The following is a 26,223-nucleotide window of genomic DNA, read 5'->3' on the forward strand; positions in this document are numbered from 1 at the left end:
TCATGGATGGATTTCTGATGCTTTGATTTTTTTGTGGGTAAAACGTTCGTAAAGCTTCCTGTGTGCTACTTATGTACCGGAGATTTTGCTCGAAAATTACTAGAATTTTCTTTTTTCAGCCCTTTCTCATTTGGTATACTGAATTTAACTGAAAAAAGGAAGGGCGATCACATGCAGGCAATGATTATTACGTTTTTCACTTTTTCACATGTATTAAATTTCGGAATCAGTTATTTTATTTTGGATGAGATCAAAAATAAAAAACGGATCAATTATTTGCTTGTTCCCTTGATCGTCCTATTTGGAGTAGTTATTGGCTATACCTTCACTTACCTAGACACGGTGGTGATGGTTCTCTTTTTCCTGATTCTGTCATTGAAAAATTCGGAGGAGAGAAATGTTGTCTTTTCACTGTTGATCGTATCCAGTGCGTGTCTGATAGAAATACTAGTCAGCAGAATTACCGAACCCTTGTTGCTTATTGTATTGGAAAAACAAAATGGTTTGTTCTTTTTGCTCTTTTTTGTACTCTATTATGCTCTTTTGATTCTTAGCAGTTCGTTTTATAAAAAGCATATAGTAACGTTCATCAGAAAAAAGAGAAAAATTAATTTGTCCGCGTATTTATTAACGACAGCATTGGTTGTTTATTTTTCCTACGGGACGATCTCGCTCTATGCCTCTACGGTGTTCTTAAAATTATTTGTAGCTGTCTTTTATCTTATTTTCGCGTTTCTCGGGGGCGTGATCATTCAATCCATCTCAAGTAATCAAGAGTTAAAGATCGAGGCGGAGAAAAGACAGGTGGAGTATGTGATTCACCAGCGCTACATAGAGGACTTAAAAAATCAGTATCAGGGAATTCGCGAGTTTCGTCACGATTACGTCAATCTGTTGACTGCGATCGAATACTATATTGAAAAAGAAGAGTTTGATGGGCTGAAAACATTTTTTAATTCCAGTGTCATAAAGACAAAAAGGTTTACAGGCAACGACATTCTCCATGCGGATGAATTGAACAAGATCGATTCTTTGGACATAAAAAGTATTTTGACCATGAAATTGCTTGCGGCTCAGGATAAAAAAATCGATGTACAAATAGAAGCGGATGACGGCATCAGGCTCAATCAGAAGGTGGATTCGGTCGTGCTGATCCGCATACTAGGCATCCTATTAGACAACGCAGTCGAAGAGGTAGAAAGGATTGAAGGCGGGAAAATAGTGATCGGTATCTTCTCGGTCAAAGGAGATACGATTTTTGTGATAGAGAATACGGCCCGTCAGCAGCTAGAACCGATGCACGTATTGAAACAAAAAGGCTTTTCGACCAAGGGCGAGGGAAGAGGACTGGGTCTTTCTAATCTTGATGAATTAACAGCCATGGAGCCGAATATTTTGCTGGAAACGATCATTTCTGAGCAACGCTTTACTCAGAAGGTGGTTGTGATTGGTGAGGAGGAAGAGCGGTGTTAGGGGTTTTTATTTGCGAAGACAATGAGGTTCAACGAAAACAAGTCACGTCTTTTATTAGAAAGTATCTGCTGATCGAAGAACTAGACATGGCGATCAAAGTAAGCACGGGTGATCCTGAAGAGATTTTGGATTATTTGGAGCAGCACCCGGATAGTCGAGGCATTTACTTTTTAGATGTCGACTTAAAATGTGAGATGAACGGTATTGAATTAGGCGCAAAAATCAGAGAAAAAGATTTACGTGGAAAAATTGTGTTTATTACCACCCATGATGAATTGTTGTCGCTGACATTCAAATACAAAGTCGAAGCGATGGATTATATTTTAAAAGAGGGAGACATCGCGAACGTCAGAGAACGAATTAAGGCAGCCTTAGACCAAGCGCAGCGACATTTTTTGGAGGAGTCTCAAAAAGCGGATGACTTTATTCAATTGAAGATCGGTAGTCAAATTCGAGTGTTTGATTTGCAGCAGGTGATGTTTTTTGAAACGGCGCCGACACCCCACAAGCTGATCCTGCATCTAGCCAACAGTACGCTGGAGTTTTATGGAAAAATCAATGACACCGCTGAATTATCCCCTTCACTGATCAAAATCCATAAATCATACGTGATCAATTTTAAAAATATCCAGCTGATCGATAAGAAAAAAAGAGAAGTCACGATGACCAATGGCGAGAAATGTTTGTTGTCTATTCGTCTGAGTAAAAAGCTGGAAGCAACGCTCAAGACGAAATAATGAGCGTTTAGGATGATTTTCGAACAAACCAGTGATTAACCTTTATAATGAGCAGTAATTGGAATGTCTGTTCAATGCTGTATGTCTCTAGCAGGTTACTAGAAGGGATAATGGTGATGAACGATAAACGGCATTCGAATCAAATGAATGAGGAGGGTGATTGACCATGAAGAAAAAAATGGCAGCAGGCGTTTTAGTAATGGTATTGGCAACAACGCCAGTAACCGCGCTGGGGGCTGAAAACGAGTACGGGGGTTTTGATAATCAAACAGGAGATATCGGGACCCGGGCAGTAACCATAAAACAATGGTTTACAAATGTTCCGCCCAAAACCTATCGTGGAAAGCAGCGAATCCAATATTATCGCCATATCGCCGGTGGCTATATCGGCGTTTATGTATGAGAAAAAGGCTGCTAATCGTTGCCTGTTGTTTAGGATTACTAGTGATTTTCTTCATGTTAAAGATCAAAATCCACATCAGAATCATCCTCGTTTTAGCAACGATGCTTTATTTATTAATCGACGGAACGCTGTAATCAACAGAAAAAGAAGCCGTCCTCCAAAGCTAAGAGTTATTCCAGCTTTGGAGGACGGCTTCTTTCGTTCTATTTTAGTAGGCTTCTAATTTTCTCAACACGCGAAAATGCAAAATGAGGTAGCTGATTTCGTCATTCGATAAATCGAAATCATACGTTTCAGTGACAAAGACACGGATCTGATTCGCAGCGTGAAATTCATGGGTATAGCGTTCACTTACGTAAAAATATAGGTCATTGTCAGATGCTTCGGCTTCCTGCTTCTCTTTTAGTATATGTAGCGCCAAAAACTTAAGGTGCCGCATCAATCGCGGGGCTTTCAAAAACAGGTCAGCTCTTGGTATTTGAACATGGAAAATAATTTGTGTAAGTAAGCTATGGATCAATTGGAGAAATTTTTCCTGTTCATGTTCGTTGATGTTCAGTTGATAATTTGCGGCTATGACCGCTTCGGTCAGAACGAAGGAATCGGTCGTTTTCAGAGGCTGCTGCAAATAGTCTTCTATTTCTTCGACGGCTTTTTTTGCAAAGGCGACCTCTGATTTAAATAAATTCTCCATAATCTCAATGGTTGAAATAGGAAAAATGTGCGGCATAGGAATCGATTCAGCCGCATTAAATAGAAAGTAAGACAGATTGTTGGCTAAATAAAAGTTGTCTGTGAGTGCGTAGTTTCTTTTTGCTAAGTCCGCTAATTGTCGGATGAACTGACGATCAGATGCGTTAGAACGCTGTGTGGATAATTGAGCATTTTTCATTGTAATGAACCTCCATATCTTCGTTACAGGGAAATGGTCTTTTTTTCAAAACCATAGGGTCAATTGAAGTTGTCTCTATGATAAACTGTCTAGTGAATAGACAGTCAAGAAATGTGCACAAAAAAAGGAGGGACCGTGATGCGCTCAACGAATTACTTAACTATCAGTGAATTTTCCAAGCTATCGGGTATTAAACGAAAGACCTTGATTTATTACGATCAGATCGGGCTTTTGCCACCAAAGCATGTCGGAGAAAAAGGCTATCGCTACTATGATTATCCGCAACTTTACACGGTCAATATGATCAATCTATTTCGAGAAATCAAAATGCCCTTGTCAGAAATCAAAGATCACCTGCAAAATAGTACCCCGGAACAAGCGGCCACGTTGCTTAAGCGTCAGCAAGAATTGATCCTTCAAAAGCAAAAGCATTATGAACAAATGTCTGGTATGGTCACGCGCCAATTGGCGTCATTAAAGGAATACGAACAAGCAGAACAGTTAAAATTCTCAGTGGTCCCTTTAGAGATGACCCCACTTTTTTTTAGTTCGAAAATCTATAAAATCCCTGAATTCCGCGCATCGATCTCGTTGAGTGAAGTCTATCAAGAGGGCTTTTCAGCCGGCTATCCGTTTATTTATCCTTCGGGGATCATGTTCAAAATTGAAAGCGATAAATTAAAGAACGATCCCTTTGAATCCATCGAGATCCAATATTATATTCGCGTTCCCGAAGCTGCTGAGAGCCGACCCGCAGGAGATTACTTGGTGTGCTACTATACCGGAGTCGTCTCCCACGATACGATCCTCAAAATGATGTTCGAGTATCTGGAGAAACAGGATCTAAAAATTCAAGGAAATGTTTACGTCGACATGATCCTAAATGGCCTCTCGGGGCATACATTCAATGATTTTCTTTTAAAATTAGTTGTTCGGGTGGCTCCTGTGTCTTAAATTTAGGTACCGATACGTGAAATTTCTATTTTTTTAGTTCGAAAGAGACAGCCGTATCTTTCGAACTTTTTTTGTTTGACGAGAAATAGAACGAAATTCAAAAAAAGTTTGACGTTATTATTTTCGAGAAATCACAACCACGAATCCTTTTTATGTTGCAAAACTTTTTATAAAAAAGAAAAAAATTGGGTAAGAAAAAAGTTATTTAATGGTGTATAATCTATTTTATGAAAGCGCAAGCAAAAACAAAGGGGAGTATGGGGATGGAAAAGAAACAGTTGAACAGACGCCAGATTTTTGGAATGAAGAAAGACTCTTTAGAAAAAAGAATTTCAGAATATTACACGAGCGAGCAAGACAGCGGATATATTATCGAATGTCTGGTTGCGATTTTAGTGAGAAATGCGCTAGTTGTTGCGGATTTTTCTCAAATTGCCTATTCGCTAGTCAGAGAACTGTTTCTTTCCGCTGAGCCGAATCAAACAATGCAAGAATATTATGCCTTTTTTGAAAGCTATTTTGTTGAAGAAGAGCGTAATGCCATCATTACTCGACTTTATAAAAGCAAAAATAATTATTATAAAAATTTCAAGACAGCCCGTCGTCATAGCAATCTGGTGAATCAGCCGACGCTCACGAAAGAGCAACCAGATGAACGGGAAGTGGTGCTTAAAACGATCTTTGAAGATGCGAATGGGAAAGCAGTTAAATGGGTACTGAGAGATGTCGATCCCTCGAAGGATAAAAAAGAATTCGAACCGATTTTGAAAATTTTGACGACATTATCGATTTTTCAAAAGGATGGAGTCCGTCAATTTGTGTCTTTAGTGGATTCAAAACGAGTGAAAAGTGAAATTGAGATCCTCGTTGAGAAAAAAACTTCGCCGAAAAAGGGTAAGAAAATCGCAGCCAAAAAGAAAACAACGTCTACCTCAACGCAGAAGAACACCCGTCCAAAGGCTGGAAACAGCTCCTCACTTGAAAAAAACAGCCAAAAATCACAAAACGAATCCCCTCAAGCTGTCGCTCCAAATAAAGTAAACGAGGAAAAAACCGCGAAAAGAGCGAAAGCCACGATTCCAGAAGCCACGCAGTCAACGGATGTTTATTTAGCGCCTGATGATCCGACTTCCGCAAATTCGAAAGAGCAGGAAAAGGATGCACAAAAACAAGTGGCTCCTTCTCGACCATCCGCCCCACTTCAGACAACGCCTCCTAATAAAATAGCACCGGCATCAACTGTCACTCATTTGGAAAATGGACTAGCAGAAGACGGGACCATGCCGCAAAGAAAAGAGGGGAAATCCAATAAAAAAATCAGGAACCTGTTGAAACAATTCCAGCAGAACCGGAAAAGATAATTTTTCAGTTCTTAAGGAAGGCTTATTTGTGATGGAGTAAAACGGATAAATCTGCGGAAAAGGAGGTATGGGATCTGGGATTTCTTGATTCGATGGGGTGATCATCAAAGGGATCTTTGAAGGGCGGATGCAGAAGAATGTAAAAGTGAAGGAGAATTGATTCAATAGAGAAAGTTTCGTTGATGTTTTCAGAGTAGGAATAAAAGAAAAATGTGCTCAAATAAGGCTTTTTATGATAAGTAATTTTAAGAGTGCGTAATCAGTTTTTGATTGCGCACTCTTTGTCGTGACACTGTTATTCCAAATCTGTATGTCTTTCCATCATACTCTCACCAGTTTCTCCCATCCTAGCCATCAACTCCAAGATGATTCCATCATAAGTAAGAAAACTGATTTGTTCAAACGCAGAGCCCATCGGCTGAATTGAAGTTAAATTGTTTTCTTTCAATTTCGGCGATACGCCAGGGAGCACGACTACAACATCGGCCAGCTGAGCGATTTCAGACTCTTTATCCATCGTCATCAGAGCAAGGGTCACGTTGTTTCTTTTCGCTTTTTTAGCAAGGGCAACCAAGCTTGGCGTAGTACCAGATCCGGAACCGATAATCAATAAATCGCCTTTTGCTGTTCTCGGACAGCTGATCTCACCCACAAGGCTAACCGCCAAGCCTAAATGAAGTAAGCGATTCGTAAATCCAGTGATGGCGACACCCGATCGGCCGGCACCGGAAAGAAAAATGTTATTGGCATTTAGGATGGCCTCTACTAATTGGTCAAGTTCCTCGTCATTTTCGTAGTTTACGAAAGATAATAACTCTTCAATAATTTCCCGTGTGTTTCTTTTTACAGACATACAAATCCCTCCAATAATTGTTAGTATCCAAAGTCTAAATAATTTTAAAAAGTCCTACAAGAGTATTTTTGACAGAGACAACCTGACAAAGGTGTCCTTTCATCCGATAGCTTTTCTGAATAACGCCACCTATAATTAATGTCAGAAGGCGCTTTCGAAAATAATTTTTTAAAAAGGATGTTGGTACAACTTTTAAAAGGATGTATAAATCTAAAAAGTGTTTAATAAAATTGGCACATGTACTTTATAGCGAAAAAGGAGGAAAAAAAATGGAGTTTCAGCAACCTGCAAATGCGAACAGCTGGCGAGCGAAGATTCAGCGGATGGGTGGATTTTTAAGTTCGATGGTTATGCCGAACATTGGTGTATTTATTGCTTGGGGGTTAATGGCAGCATTCTTCATCCCGACTGGATGGACGCCGAACGAGCATTTAAATGAACTGGTTCCGCCGATTTTGAATTATTTATTACCTGTTTTAATTGGTTACACTGGCGGATACAATGTCTATGGAAAACGAGGCGGGGCCATTGGCGCTTTGGCAACCATGGGGGTCGTGGTCGGAGCAGATATCACGATGTTGATCGGCGGGATGATCATGGGACCGATTGGCGCGATCTTAATGAAGAAAATCGACGAATTGTTTAAGGGAAAAGTCAAACCTGGTTTGGAAATGCTGGTGGACAACTTCTCCTTAGGTTTTCTCGGTTTTGCGATCGCATTGATTGGATTTGTCGCAGTAGAACCAATTTTTGCGGTGATTTTGTCCTTCATCTCTGGTGGAGTCGATTGGTTAATGGCTCGGAACTTGATTCCTCTAACCAGTATTTTCGTCCAACCAGCACAAGTTTTATTCCTAAATAATGCTGTTAACCACGGAATCATGATTCCATTGGGTACGCAGCAAGTATTAGAAACGGGGAAATCGCTCTTATTCTTAGTAGAAGCAAATGGTGGTGCTTGGGTTGGATTGTTGATCGCCTTTTCAATGTTTGGTACCGGCATGGCGAAAAAATCCGCGCCAGCATCAATGTTGATCCAGTTTTTAGGCGGAATCGGGGAAGTAGCCTTTCCTTATGCCATGATTAAACCAGTTACAATCTTAGCACCGATCGCAGGCAATATGGTAGCTTTAGCGATTGGCCAAATATTTGGCGGTGGAACGGTTGGTGCCGTTTCTCCTGGAAGTTTCTTAGCTCTATTGATGATGACACCTCGAGGGAATTTTATCGTGAACATTGCAATGTACGCTTCAGCGGTGTTGGTTTCTTTTGTAGTTGGTGCCTTTTTCTTAAAACTGAGTCTGAAAAAGGATCTTGCTGCTGAAGTCGAAGCAGAGGAGTTAGCTGTGGAAGGCGTGGGCGTTACGACTACAGAAGCCTTTGAAACAGCCATTCCAGAACCAATCGTAGCGGGGAATGCAGTGCCAAAAGGTAAATTGATCAAGAATGTCATCATTGCCTGTGACGCCGGAATGGGTTCCAGTGCGATGGGCGCTTCCATGCTCAGTACTAAAGCACGTAAAAATATGCTGGAGGTCACGGTCAAAAATGTTTCCGTTGATAACATTCCCGAGAATGCTGATTTGATCATTACGAATGAAATTTTATTGGAAAGAGTAAAGGGTCTGACAAGTGATAAGCAGGTACCGATTTTAACAATCAAGAATTTCTTGGATAACAGTGAGTATGACCGCTTCATAAAATTTATCAGAGAAAATAATGGTGAATAAAATATATCCGCTTTCATTGTAGTGTAGTATGATGAATTCTACTAATTAATAGATGGGGAGGAAGTTAGATGTATTTATCTACCAGAGAAAGCTCTATCTTAACGATCTTGTTAAATAGTAGAAGCAAGCATACGGTGCAAGATATCAGTGATCAGCTAAACATCAACGAACGGACTGTTTACAGAGAATTGAAAAATATCAAGGCAACCTTGAAAACATTCCAACTGGAGCTCGTGACGATTCCTTCACAAGGCTTTGAGATCCAAGGGAAATCCGAAAATCTTGCGGCGCTAAAACAAGCTTTTCAAAAACAGAATATCCATCAAATTTTGACCGTAACGGAACGGGTCGATTTGGTCACGCTGATTCTATTGTTGGAAGAGGACTTCATTAAGATGCAGGCGATTGCTGCAGAATTACAGGTCTCTCTTTCGACGATTAAGAAGGATGTTGCTTTTTTAACGGATAGTCTGCCTGAAAAGGGCATTCGCGTCATTTCTAAAAAAGGTGAAGGCATTAAACTTGAGGCGGACATGATCAATCGCCATATCTTGACCTTAGATATCTTGACGAAGCACGTGACTTCTTCGGAATTTATTGCATGGTTTTTACTAAAAAAGTCGAAGGATTCATTTTATAAGAAGATTTGTTTTCAAAAAATCAGTGATCCGCTCCATTTTGTTTATGAGCAGCTAGGTCAACTAAACGCGGATATTGACGATAATGATCTGCAAGAATTAGTTGTTTTATTATCACTGTGGCTGAGTATCTGTCATTTGACTACGTTGCCCAATAATTCGATTGATACGATCGCAATCGAACTAAATCAGACGGGTAACCGGCTTTATCATCGGATGATTGAAAATCAAAAGAGCATTTTGGCTGAAAAAACGCATCCAGAATCATTTTTAGATTACTTAAAATGGATTATCCATTTGTATTTTCAACGAGATCATACAAATGAACTTGACTTACCGCATTTTGACAATGATATCGCGATATCTGTGAAGGACATGGTGAACAATGTCGAAGCACAGTTAGGTGTAAAACTTCACGGAAATGAACGGCAAGTCCGGGATCTATCCGCTCATTTAAGAAAAGCAGTTACGCGTATCAACAGCGGTCTATTTGTTAGAAATCCCATGAAGGATGAAATCAAGAAAAACTATCTCTTTATTTTTGAGATCGTGAGTCATGCGGCGGAAGAGGTGTTTGGAAAAGAATTTTTTCCAGAAGATGAACTGTGTTTTCTTGTGCTTTATTTTGTGATGATGATCGACAAGTTATCGAATAAGGCCTTTCGCGTGCTAATCGTTTGTTCTAGTGGTATGGGATCGTCAAAGATGCTAACTAGCCGTTTGGAATACGAAGTGCCGGAAGTGTACGTCAAGGACATTATTTCACTCACTGATCTGCATAATAAAGATATCCATGAGTACGAATTAGTCTTGTCAACGATCCCATTACCACTAGCATCGGAAGATTATTTGAAAGTATCTCCCTTGCTGAATGAACAAGAATTGGCTTTAGTACAGACGAAGATCAACAACCACAAGTACTCTGATTTGAAAACGATTCAACGGCAAAAGCAGATGAATGTAGCAGATTTTGAGCAGCATCTGATGAAAAGATTATTTTACGCACAAAAAGTATTAGAGTTGATGAGGTATTGCCAGTTCAGAGAAGAAGTGATTTTTACGACAAAAATCAAAAAAAAGCGTGATGTATTCAAACGTTTAGCTGAATTTTTAGAAGTTGATGAGGCCAAGCTGACGAATAGTATCCAGACAACTGCGCAGCAGGAGCAAACGGTGCTCTTTATTATTCGTAAAAATGCAACATTTTCGGCAGATCGGATTCAGGTAATATCTGAGGCATCAAAACAATTAGGAAACTACTATTTAGTCGTAGTAGACACTGCCGAAAGTCTTTCGGGAATTAGCCATAAATTTTATCGTCAAGTCAAAGAAATCTTTTTTGACCATGTCTATGATCTCACTAAGATCGGATCATCTGATGATTTGAAAACATATTTAGTAAAAATGAATGAAATTGTATAGATTGCGAGATGGGAAAATGAAAATTTTTAAAGATGAGAATATCCAATTGAATCAGCACTACGAAAATAAAATTGAAGCCATTTTAGCAGCCGGAACTATTTTAGTTGAAAATGGCTATGTGGCAGAAAGCTATATTCAAGATATGCTGGCGAGAGAGGAAGAAGTATCGACGTACATTGGCAACCACATCGCTATCCCTCACGGTATTGTGAAATCAGTTGAGAAGATTCATTCTTCGGGTATTTCATTATTGCAAGTACCAGAAGGGATAGATTTTGATGGCAATACTGCGTACTTAGTATTCGGAATTGCGGGGAAAAACAACGAACATCTCGAGATCTTGGGTCAAATCGCGACTATTTGCTCTGAGATGGAAAATGTCGAGATTCTTCGTCATGCAACATCGAAAGCAGAGATTCTAAAGATTTTTGAGGAGGTCGTCGTTTAAATGAAACAAGCATTGCACTTTGGCGGAGGAAGTATCGGTATCGGCTTTATCGCTGACCTGTTACATGATTCCGATTACGAAACTACAATTGTTGATATAGATAGTGAGTTAGTTAAGCAAATCAATGAAACCGCCACTTTTGATCTCTATTTAATCAATGAGGATTACAAAAAGAAACAACTGACCCATGTACACGCACTGTCATCGATCGAAGATCAAGCAGAAATCATTGAAAAAATCAGTACCACGGACTTGATTACGACAGCAGTCTGGGCGGAAAATTTACCAAAGATTGCACCAGTTCTTTTACAAGGGTTGAAAAAACGCGCCGATATTGGAGGAAAGCGAGTAAACATCTTAGCCTGTGAAAATGCGATGTTTAACAGCGAGATTTTACGTAAAGCGATCCTTGCTCTAGAACCGGCGGCAGATCATTGGCTGGATGCTATTGCGGCATTTCCTAACACCGCAGTGGATCGGATGGTCCTTGCATCTGAACATGACGGGAAAAAGACCATAGACATCGGTCGTGACCATGAGTTAGTGATCGAAGAATCAAAACTCGTCTATCCAGTAGACAAGCCGATCAAGGAAGCCGTCTATACGACTAACTTGAAAAAGTATATCGAACGTAAGCTTTACGTTGTCAATTGCGGTCACGCATGGGCGGGATTTATTGGCTTTGTTCATGGCTATTCAATCATACAAGATGTTTTTCATAATGAAGACTTGGTGCAGATGATTCGTGAGACGATGTGGGAATCAGCACATTTATTGATGGAAAGATACGGCTTTACAAAGCAGGATATGATTGATTACATTGATTTCATTATGGATCGTTATCAGACACCTGGTATCAAAGATATGATCACACGTGTTTCCCGCTCACCAATTCGCAAGTTACAGCCAGAAGAACGCTTAGTAGGGCCATGTGTCCAATGTGAAGAATTGGGTCTAGAAAATAAACGCTTATTGGAAGGGATCGCGGCCGCTTTTCTCTTTGACAATCCAGAGGATGAACAATCCGTGGAACTCTTGGCGTATGTTCATGAGCATGGGATCGATGATGCAATCACTCATTTCACTAATATATCGTTAGATACTCGAATGCATCAGGTGATTAAAGAAAATTATCAGAAATTTCTGGAAATGAAAGGATAAGCCGACATGAAGATGGAATTTTCCAATCAAGCAGGAAGTCAAATTGTAGACGCGGTTATTACAACGATCCAAGCCAATAAAGAGTATTTAAGCGAAGTCGATAGTCACGGCGGTGATGGCGATCACGGCATCAACATGAACAAAGGCTTCACCTTCGTTAGACAAGAGTTGGATGAACGTGCTGATTACACCATGAGTGACGGGTTGAAAGTGATCAGTCAGGTACTCGTGAATAAGATCGGGGGTTCAATGGGCCCGTTATACGGAAGCTTCTTCAGGGGACTTAGTGTAGCATCCAGAAAGAACGAAACAATCAACAAGGAAGTAGTATTAAATATGCTGACGAAAGCCTATCAAAATCTTTCTGATTTAACTGATGCGAAAGTCGGTGATAAAAGCCTGATGGATGTGCTGGTGCCAACAGTCGAGGCATATGAACAAGTTTTTGCTGAAGATGGTTCCTTTGAAAACTGTTTGACGAGCTCGCTAAGTGCCGCCAAAGCAGGGCTGGAATCAACTAAGATGATACCCGCAAAAATCGGACGAGCCAGTCGGATTGGTGATCGTTCGATCGGGCATCAGGATGCTGGAGCAACGTCCTGTTATTTGATTATTGAAGCGCTGGTAACCACGATAAAAGAATTGTTGGAGGAATAGAAGCGATGCAAATTTTTGTGAATGATCCAGATTTTATTGTTGAAGATATGCTGAAGGGCTTTGCTGCGACACACCCTGAAATTATGATCTCACCATTGAATGATCGGGTAGTCGTCCTCAAAGATAAGAAGGAAAAAGTCGGCGTCATTACCGGCGGCGGCAGCGGACACGAACCAGCTTTTCTCGGTTATGTGGGTGAGGGCATGCTGGATGCGGTAGCGATTGGTGAAGTTTTTGCCTCGCCGCCTGCCCAAGCATTTTTTGATGCCATGACCGAGGCTGATAATGGCCAGGGTGTCGCGTGTCTCTTCGGCAACTATGCTGGAGATACTATGAACGTCAAAATGGCGATCCAAATGGCCGAAGATGAGGACATTGAAGTGAAGTATGTGGTCGCAACAGACGATATTGCCTCTTCGCCTAAAGAAACTCGTGAAAAACGTCACGGAATCGCCGGCGGCTATTTCATGTGGAAGGTCGGCGGAGCCAAAGCAGCGGCCGGTGGAACATTGGATGAAGTCATCGCGGTGGCACAGAAAGTGGTTGATCGAACGAGAAGCATTTGTGTTGGGGTCACACCTTGCACGATTCCAGCTGTAGGGAAGTCGAATTTCTTGATTGATCCGGGTACGCTGGAGTTTGGGATCGGTCATCATGGTGAGACGGGAATTGAAAAGAAATCACTAGGCAGTGCCAATGAAATCGCCATTGAAATGACAGAAGCAATTTTAACTGATTTCGCTTTTGATGGAAATAGGAAATTAGCCGTGATGATCTCAGGTTTGGGCTCGACCATGCTGATGGAACAATATGTGGTGTGTGGACAAGCTCTGGAAACATTGAAGGAAAAAGGTCACAGCGTCGAAAAAGTCTATGTCGGTAATTTTGTCACATCGCTGGATATGGGCGGCATGTCATTGACAGTCGTTGATTTAGATGAGGAAATCACGGAATTAATGGAAGCTGAGGCACAAGCAGTAGGGTTGAAAAACTATTAAAGGATAGGGTGGACAAAAAAATGAAATTACAACTAGCTTTGGATGAGTTAAAATTAGAGGAAGCACTGATTTTTGCAGAAAAGGTTCAGGAACACGTCGATATTATTGAGATCGGCACGCCGTTTGTGATCGATTCTGGGATGGAGGCTGTGCGCCGCTTTAAAGAAAAATTTCCCAATAAAGAAATTTTATCTGATGAAAAGATTATGGACGGTGGCTATTACGAATCGCAATTAGGCTTCGAAGCTGGAGCTGAGTATGTGACGGTTTTGGGTGTGACCGATGTGGCGACGATCAAGCAATGTGTCAAGGCAGGAAATGATTTTGAAAAACAAGTCGTGGTTGATATGATCTGTGTCGCGAATCTTGCAGAAAAGGTCGCTGAGATGGAAGAGCTGGGTGTGGACGTTTTGGCGGTTCATACAGGGGCGGATCAACAAGCCTGCGGACGGACGCCGCTAGATGATTTGAAGGTCATGACTTCTTGCGCGAAGAAAACTAAGATTGCCGTAGCAGGTGGCATCAGCAGCAAGACGATCGATAATTATGTTGCACTGAATCCTGATATCATCATCGTTGGCAGCAGTATTACTCACGCGCCGGATCCTGTAGAAGAAGCACGCTTGATCAAAGAAGCGATGCTGGCGAAAGCGTAGGGTGATAGCTGATGACACCATCAAAAAACTTATCGGCTATCTTAACCGAATTGACAGAAGATGCACAGCAGATTGATCAAGCCCAATTGGAGCAGGTTCAAGCATTGATCTTACAAGCAAAAAGAATTTTTATCGCGGGTGCCGGACGCTCTGGTTTTGCCGCCCGGGCATTTTCTAACCGCTTGATGCATCTAGGCTTTACTGTATACTTTGTAGGCGAACCAACGACACCTTCGCTCCGTAATGGTGATCTGATTATTATCGGATCAGGCTCAGGTCGGACCTCAGCCTTGGTAAATATGGCGGAAAAGGCAAAAAGTGAGCAAGCCCAATTAGCGACGATCACGATTCATCCGAAAAATCCGATCGGTACAATGGCGGATGCGCTGATTCAAATTCCAGGCATCTCAACGGGAGACAAAGCGACTGAAAAGGCGCCATCGATTCAGCCCAATGGTTCATCCTTTGAACAGCTCTCTTGGCTGGTCTACGATTCCATGATCGTTGATTTGAAAAAGGAGTTAAAACAAGATCAGACGGATATGGATTACCGTCATGCAAATCTTGAATAAAAACCAGCATCGAGCTTCGGCTCGGTGCTCTTTGGGTAGGAGGGCAAAATGAAAATCGTATTGTTTGATTTGGATGGGACGTTGATTGATTCGGAGCGCTATTATTTTTCTATTTGGCAAGAATTGATGGCTCGGGAGGGCTATCAGCTTGGGAAGGATTTTTATCAGCAGGTGGTCGGGTCGCCGACATCGGTGTTAAAAGAGAAGTTTCAACAGCACTTTGGCGAGATTCCGATGTTTGACGACTTGTATAAAGAATTTATGTGTAGACGCAAACAGGCACAAAAAGACGCTGTTTTTCCGATGACGAAGGGCTGTCGTGAGTACTTAGAGTATTTATCGGAACAGGCGATCACTTGCGGAATCGTCACCTCCAGTTATCAAAAGGAAGCCGAGAATATTCTTGAGAACATGGGGTTGGCATCCTACTTTGCGTTTGGTGTCTATGGCGATCAGGTGAACATGGGAAAACCTGATTCGGAAATCTATCTCAAGGCGATCGAGCTTGCTAAGCAGCCTTTAGAGCAGATCATCGTTTATGAGGATTCGCCTAATGGTATATTAGCGGCTGTTCATGCCGGATTGTCCTGTGTTCATATTAAAAATTTTGTTGATCCTACGCCGGAGATCGAACAGCTAGTCGAAAGCAGCTGCATTGATTTTTTTGAAGTTTTGGATGGATTGACGCTTTCTTCAGACTAAGCAGCCGAGAGCTGCTTTTTTTGTGACGTATAAGTAAAATCCTGTTGGCTAGATGGAAGCCTATCCTCTATAATAAAAGGACGATGAAAGTTTGATAACAGTATTTTCATCAAGGAGAGGAGCAAAAAATGAAAATAGAGCCGTTTAAAGTGGAATTATGGATGAATGAGCATGAAGAGAAAGCTATTTACAATACAGGGGAGACCTGTGTTGATTCGATCAGTATGGACGAGTTATTTGAGATCGCTGGGTTGGACAAGGAAAAAGCGTTGAGTGAACTTACGCAAAAGCGTTTGACTTATGGGCATATTTTCGGCAATCCGGTGTTTAAAAAGGGAATCGCCTCTCTTTATGAAACAATCAAAGAAGAAGAGCTCACGACCACTCATGGGGCGATCGGCGCGAATCATTTGGTGCTGTATTCACTGGTTGAACCTGAGGACGAAGTAGTCGCCGTATTGCCAACTTATCAGCAGCTATACTCGATCCCTGCATCGTTTAGAGCGACTGTGAAGCAGCACATGCTGACACCTGAAAATCATTTTCTGCCAGACATCGCAGAATTAAAGGAGATGGTCAGCAAAAAAACTAAGCTGATCATTCTCAACAATCCAAACAATCCCTCCGGTTCGTTGATGGATCGAGAGATGCTGGAAGAAATCATCGCGATTGCTAGAGAAGCAGGTGCGTACATCCTCTCTGATGAAACGTACCGTGGGTTGACACAGGCAGATATTGAAAGTCCCTCGATCGCGGACATGTACGAAAAAGGAATCAGCGTCAGCAGCATGTCTAAGGTCTGGTCGCTGGCCGGTCTGCGTTTAGGCTGGATCGCGACGAAGGACAAAGAAGCACTAGAGCAATGCATCCTTCATCGGGACCACAACACGATCAGCTGCGGACTTATTGATGAGGAATTGGCGGCGATCGCTTTAGCAAACAAAGAGAAAGTGTTGGCTCGTAATCAAAAGATCATTCGAGACAACTTGAAAATTTTGGACGAGTGGGTATCGAAGGAACCGCATATTTCTTATGTCAAACCTCAGGCTGGAACGGTAACACTGCTGTATTATGACTTTGATCGATCAAGCAGAGAGCTCTGTCTTGATTTGATTAATAACCATGGCTTGTTGTTTACGCCGGGAGAATGCTTCGAGTTTGAAGGGTGTGTTCGAATCGGCTATGGCTGTAAGACAGAACAGCTGATTGCGGGTCTCGATAAATTTTCTGATTACTTAGCAACGATCTAGTGTAGGAAAGGCGATCCTTTGAACGAGAAGGATCGCCTTTCTTTATCTATTTATATTTTGCCTTTTTATTAAATTCATTCAATAAATTTGACGAAAATTTTTACTTTTGTTAGATTTAACTTACTAAAACAAGTGGAGGTGAGCGGTACATGGACCCTGACGCCGAACAGACGTCGTTGTTAAAACAAAAAATTCCTTATTTTCAAAAAGAATAGGCAGGCTTATTTCAGTGCGTTGTATAAATCAAGGTGCTTTTTTGTCGTATTCAATAATAAGGAGAAGAGAACGAATGAAGGAAGACTATCACCAGAGTATTCACAAATTAAAAAAAGATTATTTGAATGAGGATTTTGAACAAGGACTGACAGTCAGTGAAGCAGAGAAGCGGTTGCTGGCAGATGGACCGAACAAGCTGGAAACGAAGAAAACACCAAAGTGGCGGCTGTTTGTCCGCCAGTTCCATAATATGATCATTTATATCCTGATCGTAGCAGCGTTATTAACGGTCTTGATGGGGCATTCTTCTGATGCTGTAATCATTGGATTTGTTATCGTGATCAATGCGTTGATTGGGTATTATCAAGAAGCAAATGCCTCGGACGCGTTAGAAAAAATCAAGGAAATGCTTGCTGCAGAAGCAACGGTCTATCGTGAAGGGCAACGAATGGATATCCCGACGGAGGAGCTGGTCGTTGGAGACGTCGTTTTCTTAGAAGCAGGAGACCGGGTGCCTGCAGATTTACGAATCGTTGATAGCGACAATTTGCGGATTCAAGAAGCCTCACTGACCGGTGAAGCCGATTCGATCGAGAAAACAGCAGAGGATCTGCCGACTGAAGACGTTCCGCTAGCCGAACAACTCAATCGAGCGTTTGCCTCCACTTCCGTAACGAACGGAAGCGGATTGGGCGTAGTCACGGCAACCGCCGAAAATACACAAATTGGTCAGATCTCGATGGAAGTTGGTCAGGTGAAGACGCGTAAATCTCCATTGATGCAGCAGATCGACGGACTTGGAAAAGGTGTTTCTTATGTCGTGATCGGTGCGGCGGTGTTGCTGTTCATTTTTGGTCTGTTACTAGAGACGTATTCATTATCGGTCTTATCATTGGCAATCGTTACAATGATCGTAGGTTCGATCCCAGAAGGGTTGCCGGCTACGACTTCCGTGATATTGGCGATGGGTGTCAGCGACATGGCGAAAAACAAGCATACGATCGTTAAGACATTGCCTGCGGTTGAGACGCTAGGTTCCGTGGACGTTATCGCCACTGATAAAACAGGGACATTGACGAAAAACGAAATGACTGTTAAAGATGTTTTTCTGGCGGGTCATCACTATCAGGTGAGCGGGAATGGCTATGAACCAAAGGGAAGGATCACGGAAGAAGGTCGTGAAGTTCAGAAGGATGAGACACTTGAATTGTTCCTAGAGGCAGGGTATGAAGCCAACGACACGTTGCTGAACAAAGAAAGAGATCGTTGGACAATCAATGGAGAACCGACAGACGGGTCCTTCCTAACGTTGTACCATAAGTATTTTGGTGAAGAACAGGAATCCAGCTATCAGGAAGTCGATATGCTGCCTTTTGATTCAGAATATCGCTACATTGCGAAATTAGTCAAAGATGCGAAGGGCAAACAACTGATTTTCATCAAAGGATCGCCCGATAAGCTTTTTCCAATGGCGCAACTGCAGGACGATTCGTGGTCTAAGATCGTGCGCGACCTTTCAGAGACTGGAAAACGGGTGGTCGCAGTTGGGTATAAAGAAGTTTCGCCTGAATTAGACGAAATCAGTCATGAGCTTTTGTATGAAGGAATCACATTACTTGGTTTGGCCGGGATCATTGATCCGCCCCGTGAAGAAGTGATTGAATCATTAAAGGACATGCGTAAAGCCGGAGTAGAGGTCAAAATGATCACCGGAGACCATCCGCTGACTGCCAAGACGATTGGTGAGAAGCTCGGATTGGCACCAAGGATACGAGTCATCACTGGTCAAGAGTGGGATCAACTCTCTCAGCATGAGAAAGAAGAAACCGCCGTTTCCCACCAAGTATTCGCACGAACGACACCGAAAAATAAGCTGGAGATCATCGAAGCTTTGCAGGCAAAAGACAAAGTGACCGCAATGACTGGGGATGGGGTCAATGATGCCCCCGCCTTGAAGCGAGCAGATATCGGTGTAGCGATGGGAATTCAAGGGACGGACGTAGCGAAAGATTCCGCGGACATGATTCTGACCAATGATCATTTTGCGACGATGTCCTTGGCGATCCATGAAGGGCGCCGGATCTATGACAATATCAAGAAGAGTATCTTATTCTTATTGCCCACGTCCTTTGCAGAAGGCCTGATCATTGCCTTCACGATCCTAATGCAGCAGGAAATGCCGCTTCAGGCGACACAGCTTTTATGGATCAACATGGTCTCAGCCATCACGATCCAATTCGCCTTTATTTTTGAGCCGGCAGAAGACCAAATCATGGAACGTCCGCCGCAAAAAACGGGGAGCCGTTTAATGGACAAACACGATATTTTTCAAATGGGCTACGTTTCGATTTTGATGGCGCTCATCAGTATCATCGCCCATGACTGGCTGTTGGCCCAAGGCGTCGATCAAGTCACGGCCAGCACGATGATGGTCAATATCATTGTCATCAGCAAAATTTTCTACCTATTCAATATTCGTACCTCTAAATTTGCTTTATCAAAAGAATTCTTCAGCAATAAGCCGGCCTTCTTGATTATCGGGGTCATGCTCCTGCTGCAAGTGATTCTTACCTATGTACCGTTTATGCAGCACGTCTTCCATACCGCCTCTATGAGTGTGGTCGAGTGGGGCATTACGCTGTTGGCCGGATTGATGATTTTAGTGATTACTGAAATCGATAAATGGATTCGGTTGAAACGTCAAGCGTCAGAAATGCACGAGTTGTATAACTAAAGAAGTGTTTTAAGAGCTGGACTGGAGATAGTCCAGCTCTTTTTATAATTCCCCGATCACAACGGATCGCGTATCTTCTATAATAGAAGTATAAAAACGTTACGAAGGATTCGGATACGGAGGCGAAAGGGAAATGAGTAAAAAGAAACAGCCGAAAATCAACGAGGCGCACTTTGAACGAAAGATCACAGCAATCGACACGCATACGCAAGGGGAACCTACTCGAATCATTCTGGATGGATTTCCTGAGCCCAAAGGCGATACAATGTTGGAGAAAATGCAGGATGTGGCGAAAAATCATGACCATTACCGCAGCGCATTGATGGATGAGCCTCGAGGGCATAAGGACATGTTCGGTGCATTGTTGACAAAACCGATCGATCTAAAAGTGGATTTTGGAGTGATTTTTATGGAGGGGACGGGCTATATGCCGATGTGCGGGCACGGGTCAATGGGAGCGGCGACAGCCTTGGTGGAGGCGGGCCTCGTTGAAGTGTCGGAGCCGTATACAGCGATTACTCTCGAAGCACCTGCGGGTCTGATCGAAGCCAAGGTAGCGGTTGAAGAAGGAAAGGCAAAAGAAGTAAGTATTATCAATGTCCCATCTTTCTTGTATAAAGAAAAGCAAACGATTGAGATTGACGATCATTTGTTTCAATACGATCTTGTTTTTGGCGGAAATTTTATGGCTTTGGTGGAAGCCAGTCAATTAGGATTGCAGGTGAGTTCGTCTGATTTGGCTGAGTTGACGGCAATTGGAATCAAACTGCTGGAGAAGATTAATCGAGACATCGACATCCAGCATCCGAATCTCGACATCACGGAAGTCGTTACTTGCGAATTTTATGAAACGATCGATACTGATGAACTAAAGAATCGCAATGTCGTCGTGTTTGGCGATTATCAAGTGGATCGTTCACCTTGCGGAGCGGGAACCAGTACCATGATGGCTGCGATGTACGCTCGAGGGAAGCTTTCACTGCATGAGTCATTTATCAATGAGAGTATCATAGGGAGTCGTTTCGTCGGGGAACTTCTAGAAGAGAAGCCGGTCGGCAGTTATCGGGCTGTGGTTCCGAAAATTACCGGAAGTGCCTATATCACGAGTCAGGCGACCTACTTCATTGATCCCGAGGATGCGTTGAGGTACGGATTTCATCTTAAATAGAAGATATTCATTGAACGTTAAGCAAAAAGCTTAAGGTTCTTTTTTTTTACAGTCGATAAATAAAAAGGCGCTCTATAAAGGAATATACAGAGAAAAAGCAGGTAAACTAATAGTATAGCAAGTTATTGTATAAAAAGAACCTCCCTCCTGTGCAGCAACTAGCTGACAGAAGGGAGGCATAGAGCGTTTGGATCAATCGCCCTTGTTTTCTTTGATGCTTAAGATGACTTTTCTAACTTTTGAGATCGTATCTTGCGCGTTCTCACGATAGTAGAACATCAGTATGACATAGAGTGAATCAATAATACTTAGCTGCGCAATACGTGAAGCCAGAGCTTCGGAACGAAATTCGATTTCTTCAGAGATCGAAATGAATACGACATCGCCCAATTTTGCCAGCGGCGAATTCACTTGGCTCGTTACAACGATCACTTTGGCACCATTTTTCTTAGCGGCCTCCGCAATGTGGATTGTTTCTTTCGATTTTCCTGAATGAGAAATAAACAGTGCACAATCTTCCTCTGTAAGTAAAGAAGCTTCCATCAGTTGAATGTGGTAATCCGTACTATGACCGACAGGAATAGGGGAACGCAGAAATTTATGGTACGCATCTGTCGCGACGATTTCTGATCCGCCAACGCCGAAGAAATAGAGTCTTCTTGAATCAGAGATCATCGAAACCGCTCTTTGCAACTCCTCTTCCTTCAGCAGCTTTCTTGTATCCGTTAAGGTCTTCATATTCGAGTCAAACACTTTTTGTGCCATCACCAACTCGGAATCATCCTCTTGAACATTTTCATGAATCGTGACTGCAGTCAGATCATTTTCCTGCTTTAATAAAGCCAATTTAAAATCCTTAAAACCATTAAATCCCAATGTTTTTGTGAATTGAAAGAATGTTGAGTCTGCAATACCTAGCTCGGCAGCAAGATCACTGATCGAACTGTGGCTGACTTTAATAGGATTTTCTACTATATAGTCAGCGATCGCTTGCTCTTTAGGACTAAAGTCTTTGTACATAGACTTGATCTGTAAGTGAATAGGGCTAGACATGAATATCCCTCCTTCATCTAATAATTGTTTACTCATAAGATACTAAGAATGACGAAAAAAATCAACAAAAATATTTTTTATTTTTATTGTTTACAAAAAAATATTTTTTTGTATAATAAAAGTATAAAGTTGAATGCGTTATCAGAAACCGATTCCCGAAAAAGTTCAACTGAATGTCCATCGCGGAAATGACGAAAGGAGCGATCAACCGACAAAAAAGAAAGAAGATGTGGTTCGTTTGTCAGGCGTAACAAGGTCAAGCAAAACTAGAAGGGATTTTAAAAATGGGAAAATACAAAATAGCGATCGTTAATTCAAGCAGTTTCGGAAAGATTTTTCATGATCAATTAGAACGTCTTGAAAAAATCGGTCAAGTCGAAGCATTTACAGTAGATGGAGAAATCGGCGGACGTGAATTAGCGGAGTTGTTGCAGGGCTACAATATCATTATTGCGAGTGTCACACCATTTTTTACGAAAGAATTTTTTGATCACAAAGATGAACTTATTTTAATTACAAGGCATGGCATTGGGTATAACAATATTGACATTGAAGCAGCAAGAGAGCATGACACCCTCGTCTCGATCATTCCCGCTTTGGTCGAAAGAGATGCAGTGGCGGAGAACAATATCACCAATTTATTAGCATTGTTGAGAAAGACCGTGGAAGCAGATTCGAGTGTTAAAAATGATAGCTGGGAGGATCGTGCGAGTTTCGTGGGTCGTACCTTGTTTAATAAAACAGTGGGTGTCATTGGTGTCGGCAATACTGGGAGCTGTGTCGTCGAAACCCTTCGAAATGGCTTCCGTTGCAATGTTTTAGCATATGATCCGTACAAGTCTGCTTTACACATCGAAAGCTATGGAGCGAAGAAAGTGGATTTGCCGCACTTGCTGAAGGAATCCGATATCATCTGTCTTTGCGCCAGCTTGAATGAGGACAATTACCACATGATCTCTACAAAAGAGATCGCTCAGATGAAAGACAATGTTTACCTCTCAAACAGCGCACGCGGCGCGTTATTAGATGAAGAAGCAATTGTCAGCGCTTTACGATCCGGGAAAATCGCTGGGGTCGCTACCGATGTGCTAGAAGAAGAGCCGGGCCGCAAGGATCATCCTTATCTCGCTTTTAGTAATGTCGTCATGACACCACATACCTCAGCCTATACGATGGAGTGTTTACAAGAAATGGGTGCGAAATGCCTTCGAGATGTCGAAGATGTTGTCGCAGGGAAAATTCCTGAACGTTCTGTTCAGGGAAAAAGAATAGGAGCGAGTTAAAAAGGAGGGTATGGATGTTAACGGATTTAAAGGTCAAGGTCGGTCCGCAATTTTATCGTTACCACGTTGGAGCGATTGACTTCGTACCAGAATTGCTAACGGAATTTTCTGCAAAAAATGTATTGATCGTCCATGGGGGGATCTCTTTTGAGAAGGCGAAACATTTCTTGCGCTTCCTTAATGACTCCGCGTATCACTTCCGTTTTTTGCGGTACACAGGTGAATGCAGCTATTACGGAGCCGAACGAATCAGCAACGTAGTCAAAGAAGCGCAAATCGATTTCATTATTGGCGTGGGAGGCGGAAAGCTGACGGATTTGGTTGGCTATGCAGCACATACCCTAAATGTGAACTTTGGGGTGATCCCAACACTTGCTAGTAACTGTGCCCCTTGGACGCCGCTTTCTGTCATGTACAAGGAAAATGGAGAATCAGAAGGGAAAAGCGAACACTTTTTGCGACAGGCATCGTTCTTTATCACAGATCCCGAGCTAGTAGTAACTGCGCCTACGAAATATTTCATTGCTGGATTGGCAGATACGATCGCCAAATGGTACGAATCAGAAGCAATTTTGGAGCAGGAGCATCTTCTAAATGAGCCCTTTTTGCAGGTTGCTGGATACACGGCAAAACTTTGTAAAACAGCGATCATGAAGGATTCGTCCAAAGCCATCAAGGACATGGAGGCGGGAGAGGCAACCGAAGAATTCATTCATTTATCAGAAATCGTTTTTGGTGTCGCGGGGTTAGTTGGCGGTTTAGGTGACAAGTATGCGAGAAATGCGATTGCTCATGCTATGCATGACGGCATGAGTAAATTTATTCCAGAAAGTCATGATTTCCTGCACGGAGAGAAAGTAGCCTACGGAATATTTTATCAATTGGCAGTCGAGAAAAAATGGGACCAAATCGATGAACTGATCCCTTTTTATCAGGAATTGCAGTTGCCGATGTCGCTAACACAAATGGGGCTTTTTCCAGCAGACGAAGTAATCGATAAGATCGTTGCCTTTGTAGATTCAAAGGAAAAAGTTCACTTAGTGCCAATACCAATGACTAGTGAATTATTGAAGGAATCAATCATAGAATTAGAAAATTATATCAATAAGAGTTAAAAGAAGGAGGATCATATGGATACTTTAAGTGTAATGCAGAGTCTGTTGATTGCTTTGTGGGTCGCTGCGGTAATGTCAAGATGGCTAGGAGGGGGCGCGACACTCACGCTGCGTTTCTCCCCGTTGATGACTGGACTGGTTGTCGGTATCATCATGGGAAATGTCGCTCAGGCGATGATCGTTACGGCTGCTTTGCAAATGATTTATATGGGTGTGTTCTCGCCAGGAGGCTCCATGCCAGCGGAACCTTCGATTGCTGCGGCAATTGCAGTTCCCGTCGCTTTGTTGGGAAACTTGAAACCGGAAGCTGCGATCGCAGTGGCCGTACCGGTTGGATTATTAGGAAGTTATTTGTACCAATTCCGTTTCTTTATCAACACATTCTTAGGGAAATACACGGATAAAGCAGTGGAAGATTTGAACGCCAAAGCAATGAAGCGGTCGATCATCCTTTATCCGACGATTGCGTCATTCTTGCTTTTCGTACCACTAGTATTTATTGCTCTTTACTTAGGAGCACCGATCATTGCTGATGTCATCAATGCATTGGAAGGAACAGTTGTCATTCATATTCTTGAAGTAGTTGGGGGCGGATTAGCTGCAATAGGGATCGCCACAACCGTTTATGTTATTGGTCGGAAAGATTATATGGTCTTTTTCTTCCTTGCTTACTTCATGAGTGTAGTGTTCAAGTCACTTGAGATCACGATGGTTACTTACGCAATCTTCGGTATTCTGATCGCGTTGATCTTCGTTCAATCGCAAAAAGGCAAGGGAATCGCGCCAGCAGCGGATGCTGGTGGACAAAGTTCCTCTGCGACCTTTGACGATGACGACGACTATGATGATGGATTCTAATTAGGAGGAAAAGACGATGACTGAAGTATCTACAAATAAAAGTTTAGCACCAGAAGAAATCACCAGTAAAGACGTTACAAAAGCTTACTTGAGATGGCATTTTGCCAATGAGATCCCGCATTCATTCGAACGTTATTTGGCGCCGTCACTGCTGTATGCCATGATGCCGATCTTAAAAAAGTTGTATAAAGACGATGATGCATTAAAAGCAGCGTACAAACGCCAATTACTCTTCTTTAATACGCAGCTAAGCTGGGGTGGTGGGGTCATCACTGGCTTGATGTCTTCGATGGAGCAGCAACGGGCACAAGAGGAATATGAGAATAAAGAAATTTTGATGCAAGATGATTTGATGTACAACACGAAGGCAGGGTTGATGGGGGCGTTAGCCGGAATCGGGGATGCGATCGATTCAGGTACGGTCCAATACATCTTCATCGCCATCGCCGTTCCTTGGGCACAACAAGGAAGTGCGCTAGGTGCGTTGTTCCCATTTATTTGCTTCGCACTTTACCAAGCCGCACTGGGCGTATTCTTTGCTAGACAGTCCTTCACTATGGGGCGTAATGCGACAGGCTTGATGCAAAGTACAGGTGTCCAAACAGCGATCGAAGCACTTTCGGTACTAGGGCTGTTCATGATGGGGATTCTTGCCGGGAACTACGTAAAAGTCGAGTCCACATTGAAATTTGCCATCTCTGGACGGAAATTCGTTATTCAAGAGATTCTTGATCAGATCGTTCCGGGCATCTTGCCTTTAGTTGTCGTGATGGGGGTGTACTGGTTCTATACGAAGAAGGGTCTGAAAGTAACACAAGCATTGCTTTGGCTGACCTTGATCTTGATCATTTTAGCTGGAATCGGAATCTTATAAATAGAAAAAGGATGT

The 26,223-nt window shown here is 42.4% G+C and carries 26 protein-coding genes; 23 read left to right on the top strand and 3 right to left on the bottom strand.

The window, feature by feature from the left end; genetic code table 11:
- Positions 1–171 precede the first annotated feature (171 nt).
- The 4 genes from I592_RS05110 (at position 172) to I592_RS21585 (ending at position 2,747) form a co-directional block, all read left to right on the top strand.
- On the top strand, positions 172–1,473 hold the full coding sequence (locus I592_RS05110) for a GHKL domain-containing protein (RefSeq protein ID WP_010781286.1): 1,302 nt from the start codon (positions 172–174) through the stop codon (positions 1,471–1,473).
- Positions 1,467–2,210 (top strand): LytR/AlgR family response regulator transcription factor, encoded by a 744-nt coding sequence (locus I592_RS05115; protein ID WP_010781285.1) that lies wholly within the window; start codon positions 1,467–1,469, stop codon positions 2,208–2,210. The genes I592_RS05110 and I592_RS05115 overlap by 7 nt, the downstream gene beginning before the upstream one ends.
- Before the next feature lie 166 nt (positions 2,211–2,376).
- A complete protein-coding gene (locus I592_RS05120; RefSeq protein WP_010781284.1) occupies positions 2,377–2,613 on the top strand; it encodes a hypothetical protein in 237 nt (78 codons plus the stop codon).
- Positions 2,610–2,747: a hypothetical protein gene (locus tag I592_RS21585; RefSeq protein ID WP_010781283.1), complete on the top strand. Its 138-nt coding sequence runs from the start codon at positions 2,610–2,612 to the stop codon at positions 2,745–2,747. The genes I592_RS05120 and I592_RS21585 overlap by 4 nt, the downstream gene beginning before the upstream one ends.
- Before the next feature lie 74 nt (positions 2,748–2,821).
- On the opposite strand, the gene I592_RS05125 is transcribed toward I592_RS21585, so the two are convergent.
- Positions 2,822–3,505: a PRD domain-containing protein gene (locus tag I592_RS05125; RefSeq protein WP_010781282.1), complete on the bottom strand. Its 684-nt coding sequence runs from the start codon at positions 3,503–3,505 to the stop codon at positions 2,822–2,824.
- Positions 3,506–3,643: 138 nt separating this feature from the next.
- On the opposite strand from I592_RS05125, the gene I592_RS05130 reads away from it, so the two are divergent.
- Both I592_RS05130 and I592_RS05135 read left to right on the top strand, forming a co-directional pair.
- Positions 3,644–4,459, top strand: coding sequence for a MerR family transcriptional regulator (locus I592_RS05130; protein WP_010781281.1), 816 nt, complete (start codon positions 3,644–3,646; stop codon positions 4,457–4,459).
- 227 nt (positions 4,460–4,686) lie between these two features.
- The gene (locus tag I592_RS05135; protein ID WP_167540786.1) at positions 4,687–5,820 is read left to right on the top strand and encodes a hypothetical protein; all 1,134 of its coding nucleotides are present in this window, start codon (positions 4,687–4,689) and stop codon (positions 5,818–5,820) included.
- A gap of 295 nt (positions 5,821–6,115) precedes the next feature.
- Here the strand turns inward: I592_RS05135 and hxlB (I592_RS05140) are convergent, their stop codons facing one another.
- Positions 6,116–6,673, bottom strand: coding sequence for a 6-phospho-3-hexuloisomerase (gene hxlB, locus I592_RS05140; protein WP_010781279.1), 558 nt, complete (start codon positions 6,671–6,673; stop codon positions 6,116–6,118).
- 269 nt (positions 6,674–6,942) lie between these two features.
- On the opposite strand from hxlB (I592_RS05140), the gene I592_RS05145 reads away from it, so the two are divergent.
- The 12 genes from I592_RS05145 to I592_RS05200 all read left to right on the top strand — a co-directional run bounded on the left by I592_RS05145 (position 6,943) and on the right by I592_RS05200 (position 21,025).
- Positions 6,943–8,403 (top strand): PTS transporter subunit EIIC, encoded by a 1,461-nt coding sequence (locus I592_RS05145; protein WP_010781278.1) that lies wholly within the window; start codon positions 6,943–6,945, stop codon positions 8,401–8,403.
- Between the two features lie 68 nt (positions 8,404–8,471).
- Complete coding sequence (locus I592_RS05150) at positions 8,472–10,463, top strand: BglG family transcription antiterminator (protein WP_010781277.1); 1,992 nt, start codon at positions 8,472–8,474, stop codon at positions 10,461–10,463.
- 16 nt (positions 10,464–10,479) lie between these two features.
- Positions 10,480–10,911, top strand: coding sequence for a PTS mannitol transporter subunit IIA (locus I592_RS05155; RefSeq protein WP_010781276.1), 432 nt, complete (start codon positions 10,480–10,482; stop codon positions 10,909–10,911).
- Positions 10,912–12,072, top strand: a complete 1,161-nt coding sequence (locus I592_RS05160; protein WP_010781275.1) for a mannitol dehydrogenase family protein — start codon at positions 10,912–10,914, stop codon at positions 12,070–12,072.
- Positions 12,073–12,078: 6 nt separating this feature from the next.
- Positions 12,079–12,729 (top strand): dihydroxyacetone kinase subunit DhaL, encoded by a 651-nt coding sequence (gene dhaL / locus I592_RS05165; RefSeq protein WP_010781274.1) that lies wholly within the window; start codon positions 12,079–12,081, stop codon positions 12,727–12,729.
- A gap of 5 nt (positions 12,730–12,734) precedes the next feature.
- Positions 12,735–13,727: a dihydroxyacetone kinase subunit DhaK gene (locus tag I592_RS05170; RefSeq protein ID WP_010781273.1), complete on the top strand. Its 993-nt coding sequence runs from the start codon at positions 12,735–12,737 to the stop codon at positions 13,725–13,727.
- 20 nt (positions 13,728–13,747) lie between these two features.
- Positions 13,748–14,383 carry a 3-hexulose-6-phosphate synthase gene (gene hxlA / locus I592_RS05175; protein WP_010781272.1) on the top strand — a complete coding sequence of 212 codons (636 nt, stop codon included), beginning with the start codon at positions 13,748–13,750 and terminating at the stop codon, positions 14,381–14,383.
- Between the two features lie 11 nt (positions 14,384–14,394).
- Positions 14,395–14,955, top strand: a complete 561-nt coding sequence (gene hxlB / locus I592_RS05180; protein WP_010781271.1) for a 6-phospho-3-hexuloisomerase — start codon at positions 14,395–14,397, stop codon at positions 14,953–14,955.
- A gap of 48 nt (positions 14,956–15,003) precedes the next feature.
- The gene (locus tag I592_RS05185) at positions 15,004–15,657 is read left to right on the top strand and encodes an HAD family hydrolase (RefSeq protein WP_010781270.1); all 654 of its coding nucleotides are present in this window, start codon (positions 15,004–15,006) and stop codon (positions 15,655–15,657) included.
- Between the two features lie 128 nt (positions 15,658–15,785).
- Entirely contained in the window at positions 15,786–16,907 is a 1,122-nt protein-coding gene (locus I592_RS05190) for an aminotransferase (protein ID WP_010781269.1), read from the top strand.
- Positions 16,908–17,196: 289 nt separating this feature from the next.
- Entirely contained in the window at positions 17,197–19,857 is a 2,661-nt protein-coding gene (locus I592_RS05195; protein ID WP_010781268.1) for an HAD-IC family P-type ATPase, read from the top strand.
- A 133-nt stretch (positions 19,858–19,990) separates the two neighbouring features.
- On the top strand, positions 19,991–21,025 hold the full coding sequence (locus I592_RS05200) for a proline racemase family protein (protein WP_010781267.1): 1,035 nt from the start codon (positions 19,991–19,993) through the stop codon (positions 21,023–21,025).
- 192 nt (positions 21,026–21,217) lie between these two features.
- On the opposite strand, the gene I592_RS05205 is transcribed toward I592_RS05200, so the two are convergent.
- Positions 21,218–22,078 (bottom strand): MurR/RpiR family transcriptional regulator, encoded by an 861-nt coding sequence (locus I592_RS05205; protein WP_010781266.1) that lies wholly within the window; start codon positions 22,076–22,078, stop codon positions 21,218–21,220.
- 133 nt (positions 22,079–22,211) lie between these two features.
- Here I592_RS05205 and I592_RS21590 point away from each other — a divergent pair, with 133 nt between their 5' ends.
- From I592_RS21590 to I592_RS05225, 5 genes are read left to right on the top strand one after another with little or no spacing between them, the layout of a single operon-like run.
- Positions 22,212–22,391, top strand: coding sequence for a hypothetical protein (locus tag I592_RS21590; protein WP_155857549.1), 180 nt, complete (start codon positions 22,212–22,214; stop codon positions 22,389–22,391).
- Positions 22,363–23,361, top strand: coding sequence for a D-isomer specific 2-hydroxyacid dehydrogenase family protein (locus I592_RS05210; protein WP_010781265.1), 999 nt, complete (start codon positions 22,363–22,365; stop codon positions 23,359–23,361). Before I592_RS21590 ends, I592_RS05210 begins: the two co-directional genes overlap by 29 nt.
- A gap of 14 nt (positions 23,362–23,375) precedes the next feature.
- The gene (locus tag I592_RS05215) at positions 23,376–24,476 is read left to right on the top strand and encodes an iron-containing alcohol dehydrogenase family protein (RefSeq protein WP_010781264.1); all 1,101 of its coding nucleotides are present in this window, start codon (positions 23,376–23,378) and stop codon (positions 24,474–24,476) included.
- 15 nt (positions 24,477–24,491) lie between these two features.
- On the top strand, positions 24,492–25,334 hold the full coding sequence (locus tag I592_RS05220) for a PTS mannose/fructose/sorbose/N-acetylgalactosamine transporter subunit IIC (RefSeq protein WP_010781263.1): 843 nt from the start codon (positions 24,492–24,494) through the stop codon (positions 25,332–25,334).
- 16 nt (positions 25,335–25,350) lie between these two features.
- Complete coding sequence (locus I592_RS05225) at positions 25,351–26,208, top strand: PTS system mannose/fructose/sorbose family transporter subunit IID (protein ID WP_010781262.1); 858 nt, start codon at positions 25,351–25,353, stop codon at positions 26,206–26,208.
- The last annotated feature ends 15 nt before the right edge of the window (positions 26,209–26,223 follow it).

The organism is Enterococcus gilvus ATCC BAA-350 (assembly GCF_000407545.1).
GTDB lineage: Bacteria > Bacillota > Bacilli > Lactobacillales > Enterococcaceae > Enterococcus_A > Enterococcus_A gilvus.

Excerpts from the sequence above, each read along its gene's own strand:
- I592_RS05110 (WP_010781286.1), top strand. The coding sequence starts at position 172 with ATGCAGGCAATGATTATTACGTTTTTCACTTTTTCACATGTATTAAAT.
- I592_RS05120 (WP_010781284.1), top strand. The coding sequence starts at position 2,377 with ATGAAGAAAAAAATGGCAGCAGGCGTTTTAGTAATGGTATTGGCAACA.
- I592_RS21585 (WP_010781283.1), top strand. The coding sequence starts at position 2,610 with ATGAGAAAAAGGCTGCTAATCGTTGCCTGTTGTTTAGGATTACTAGTG.
- I592_RS05125 (WP_010781282.1), bottom strand. The coding sequence starts at position 3,505 with ATGAAAAATGCTCAATTATCCACACAGCGTTCTAACGCATCTGATCGT.
- I592_RS05130 (WP_010781281.1), top strand. The coding sequence starts at position 3,644 with ATGCGCTCAACGAATTACTTAACTATCAGTGAATTTTCCAAGCTATCG.
- I592_RS05135 (WP_167540786.1), top strand. The coding sequence starts at position 4,687 with ATGAAAGCGCAAGCAAAAACAAAGGGGAGTATGGGGATGGAAAAGAAA.
- hxlB (WP_010781279.1), bottom strand. The coding sequence starts at position 6,673 with ATGTCTGTAAAAAGAAACACACGGGAAATTATTGAAGAGTTATTATCT.
- I592_RS05145 (WP_010781278.1), top strand. The coding sequence starts at position 6,943 with ATGGAGTTTCAGCAACCTGCAAATGCGAACAGCTGGCGAGCGAAGATT.
- I592_RS05150 (WP_010781277.1), top strand. The coding sequence starts at position 8,472 with ATGTATTTATCTACCAGAGAAAGCTCTATCTTAACGATCTTGTTAAAT.
- I592_RS05155 (WP_010781276.1), top strand. The coding sequence starts at position 10,480 with ATGAAAATTTTTAAAGATGAGAATATCCAATTGAATCAGCACTACGAA.
- I592_RS05160 (WP_010781275.1), top strand. The coding sequence starts at position 10,912 with ATGAAACAAGCATTGCACTTTGGCGGAGGAAGTATCGGTATCGGCTTT.
- dhaL (WP_010781274.1), top strand. The coding sequence starts at position 12,079 with ATGAAGATGGAATTTTCCAATCAAGCAGGAAGTCAAATTGTAGACGCG.
- I592_RS05170 (WP_010781273.1), top strand. The coding sequence starts at position 12,735 with ATGCAAATTTTTGTGAATGATCCAGATTTTATTGTTGAAGATATGCTG.
- hxlA (WP_010781272.1), top strand. The coding sequence starts at position 13,748 with ATGAAATTACAACTAGCTTTGGATGAGTTAAAATTAGAGGAAGCACTG.
- hxlB (WP_010781271.1), top strand. The coding sequence starts at position 14,395 with ATGACACCATCAAAAAACTTATCGGCTATCTTAACCGAATTGACAGAA.
- I592_RS05185 (WP_010781270.1), top strand. The coding sequence starts at position 15,004 with ATGAAAATCGTATTGTTTGATTTGGATGGGACGTTGATTGATTCGGAG.
- I592_RS05190 (WP_010781269.1), top strand. The coding sequence starts at position 15,786 with ATGAAAATAGAGCCGTTTAAAGTGGAATTATGGATGAATGAGCATGAA.
- I592_RS05195 (WP_010781268.1), top strand. The coding sequence starts at position 17,197 with ATGAAGGAAGACTATCACCAGAGTATTCACAAATTAAAAAAAGATTAT.
- I592_RS05200 (WP_010781267.1), top strand. The coding sequence starts at position 19,991 with ATGAGTAAAAAGAAACAGCCGAAAATCAACGAGGCGCACTTTGAACGA.
- I592_RS05205 (WP_010781266.1), bottom strand. The coding sequence starts at position 22,078 with ATGTCTAGCCCTATTCACTTACAGATCAAGTCTATGTACAAAGACTTT.
- I592_RS21590 (WP_155857549.1), top strand. The coding sequence starts at position 22,212 with ATGCGTTATCAGAAACCGATTCCCGAAAAAGTTCAACTGAATGTCCAT.
- I592_RS05210 (WP_010781265.1), top strand. The coding sequence starts at position 22,363 with ATGGGAAAATACAAAATAGCGATCGTTAATTCAAGCAGTTTCGGAAAG.
- I592_RS05215 (WP_010781264.1), top strand. The coding sequence starts at position 23,376 with ATGTTAACGGATTTAAAGGTCAAGGTCGGTCCGCAATTTTATCGTTAC.
- I592_RS05220 (WP_010781263.1), top strand. The coding sequence starts at position 24,492 with ATGGATACTTTAAGTGTAATGCAGAGTCTGTTGATTGCTTTGTGGGTC.
- I592_RS05225 (WP_010781262.1), top strand. The coding sequence starts at position 25,351 with ATGACTGAAGTATCTACAAATAAAAGTTTAGCACCAGAAGAAATCACC.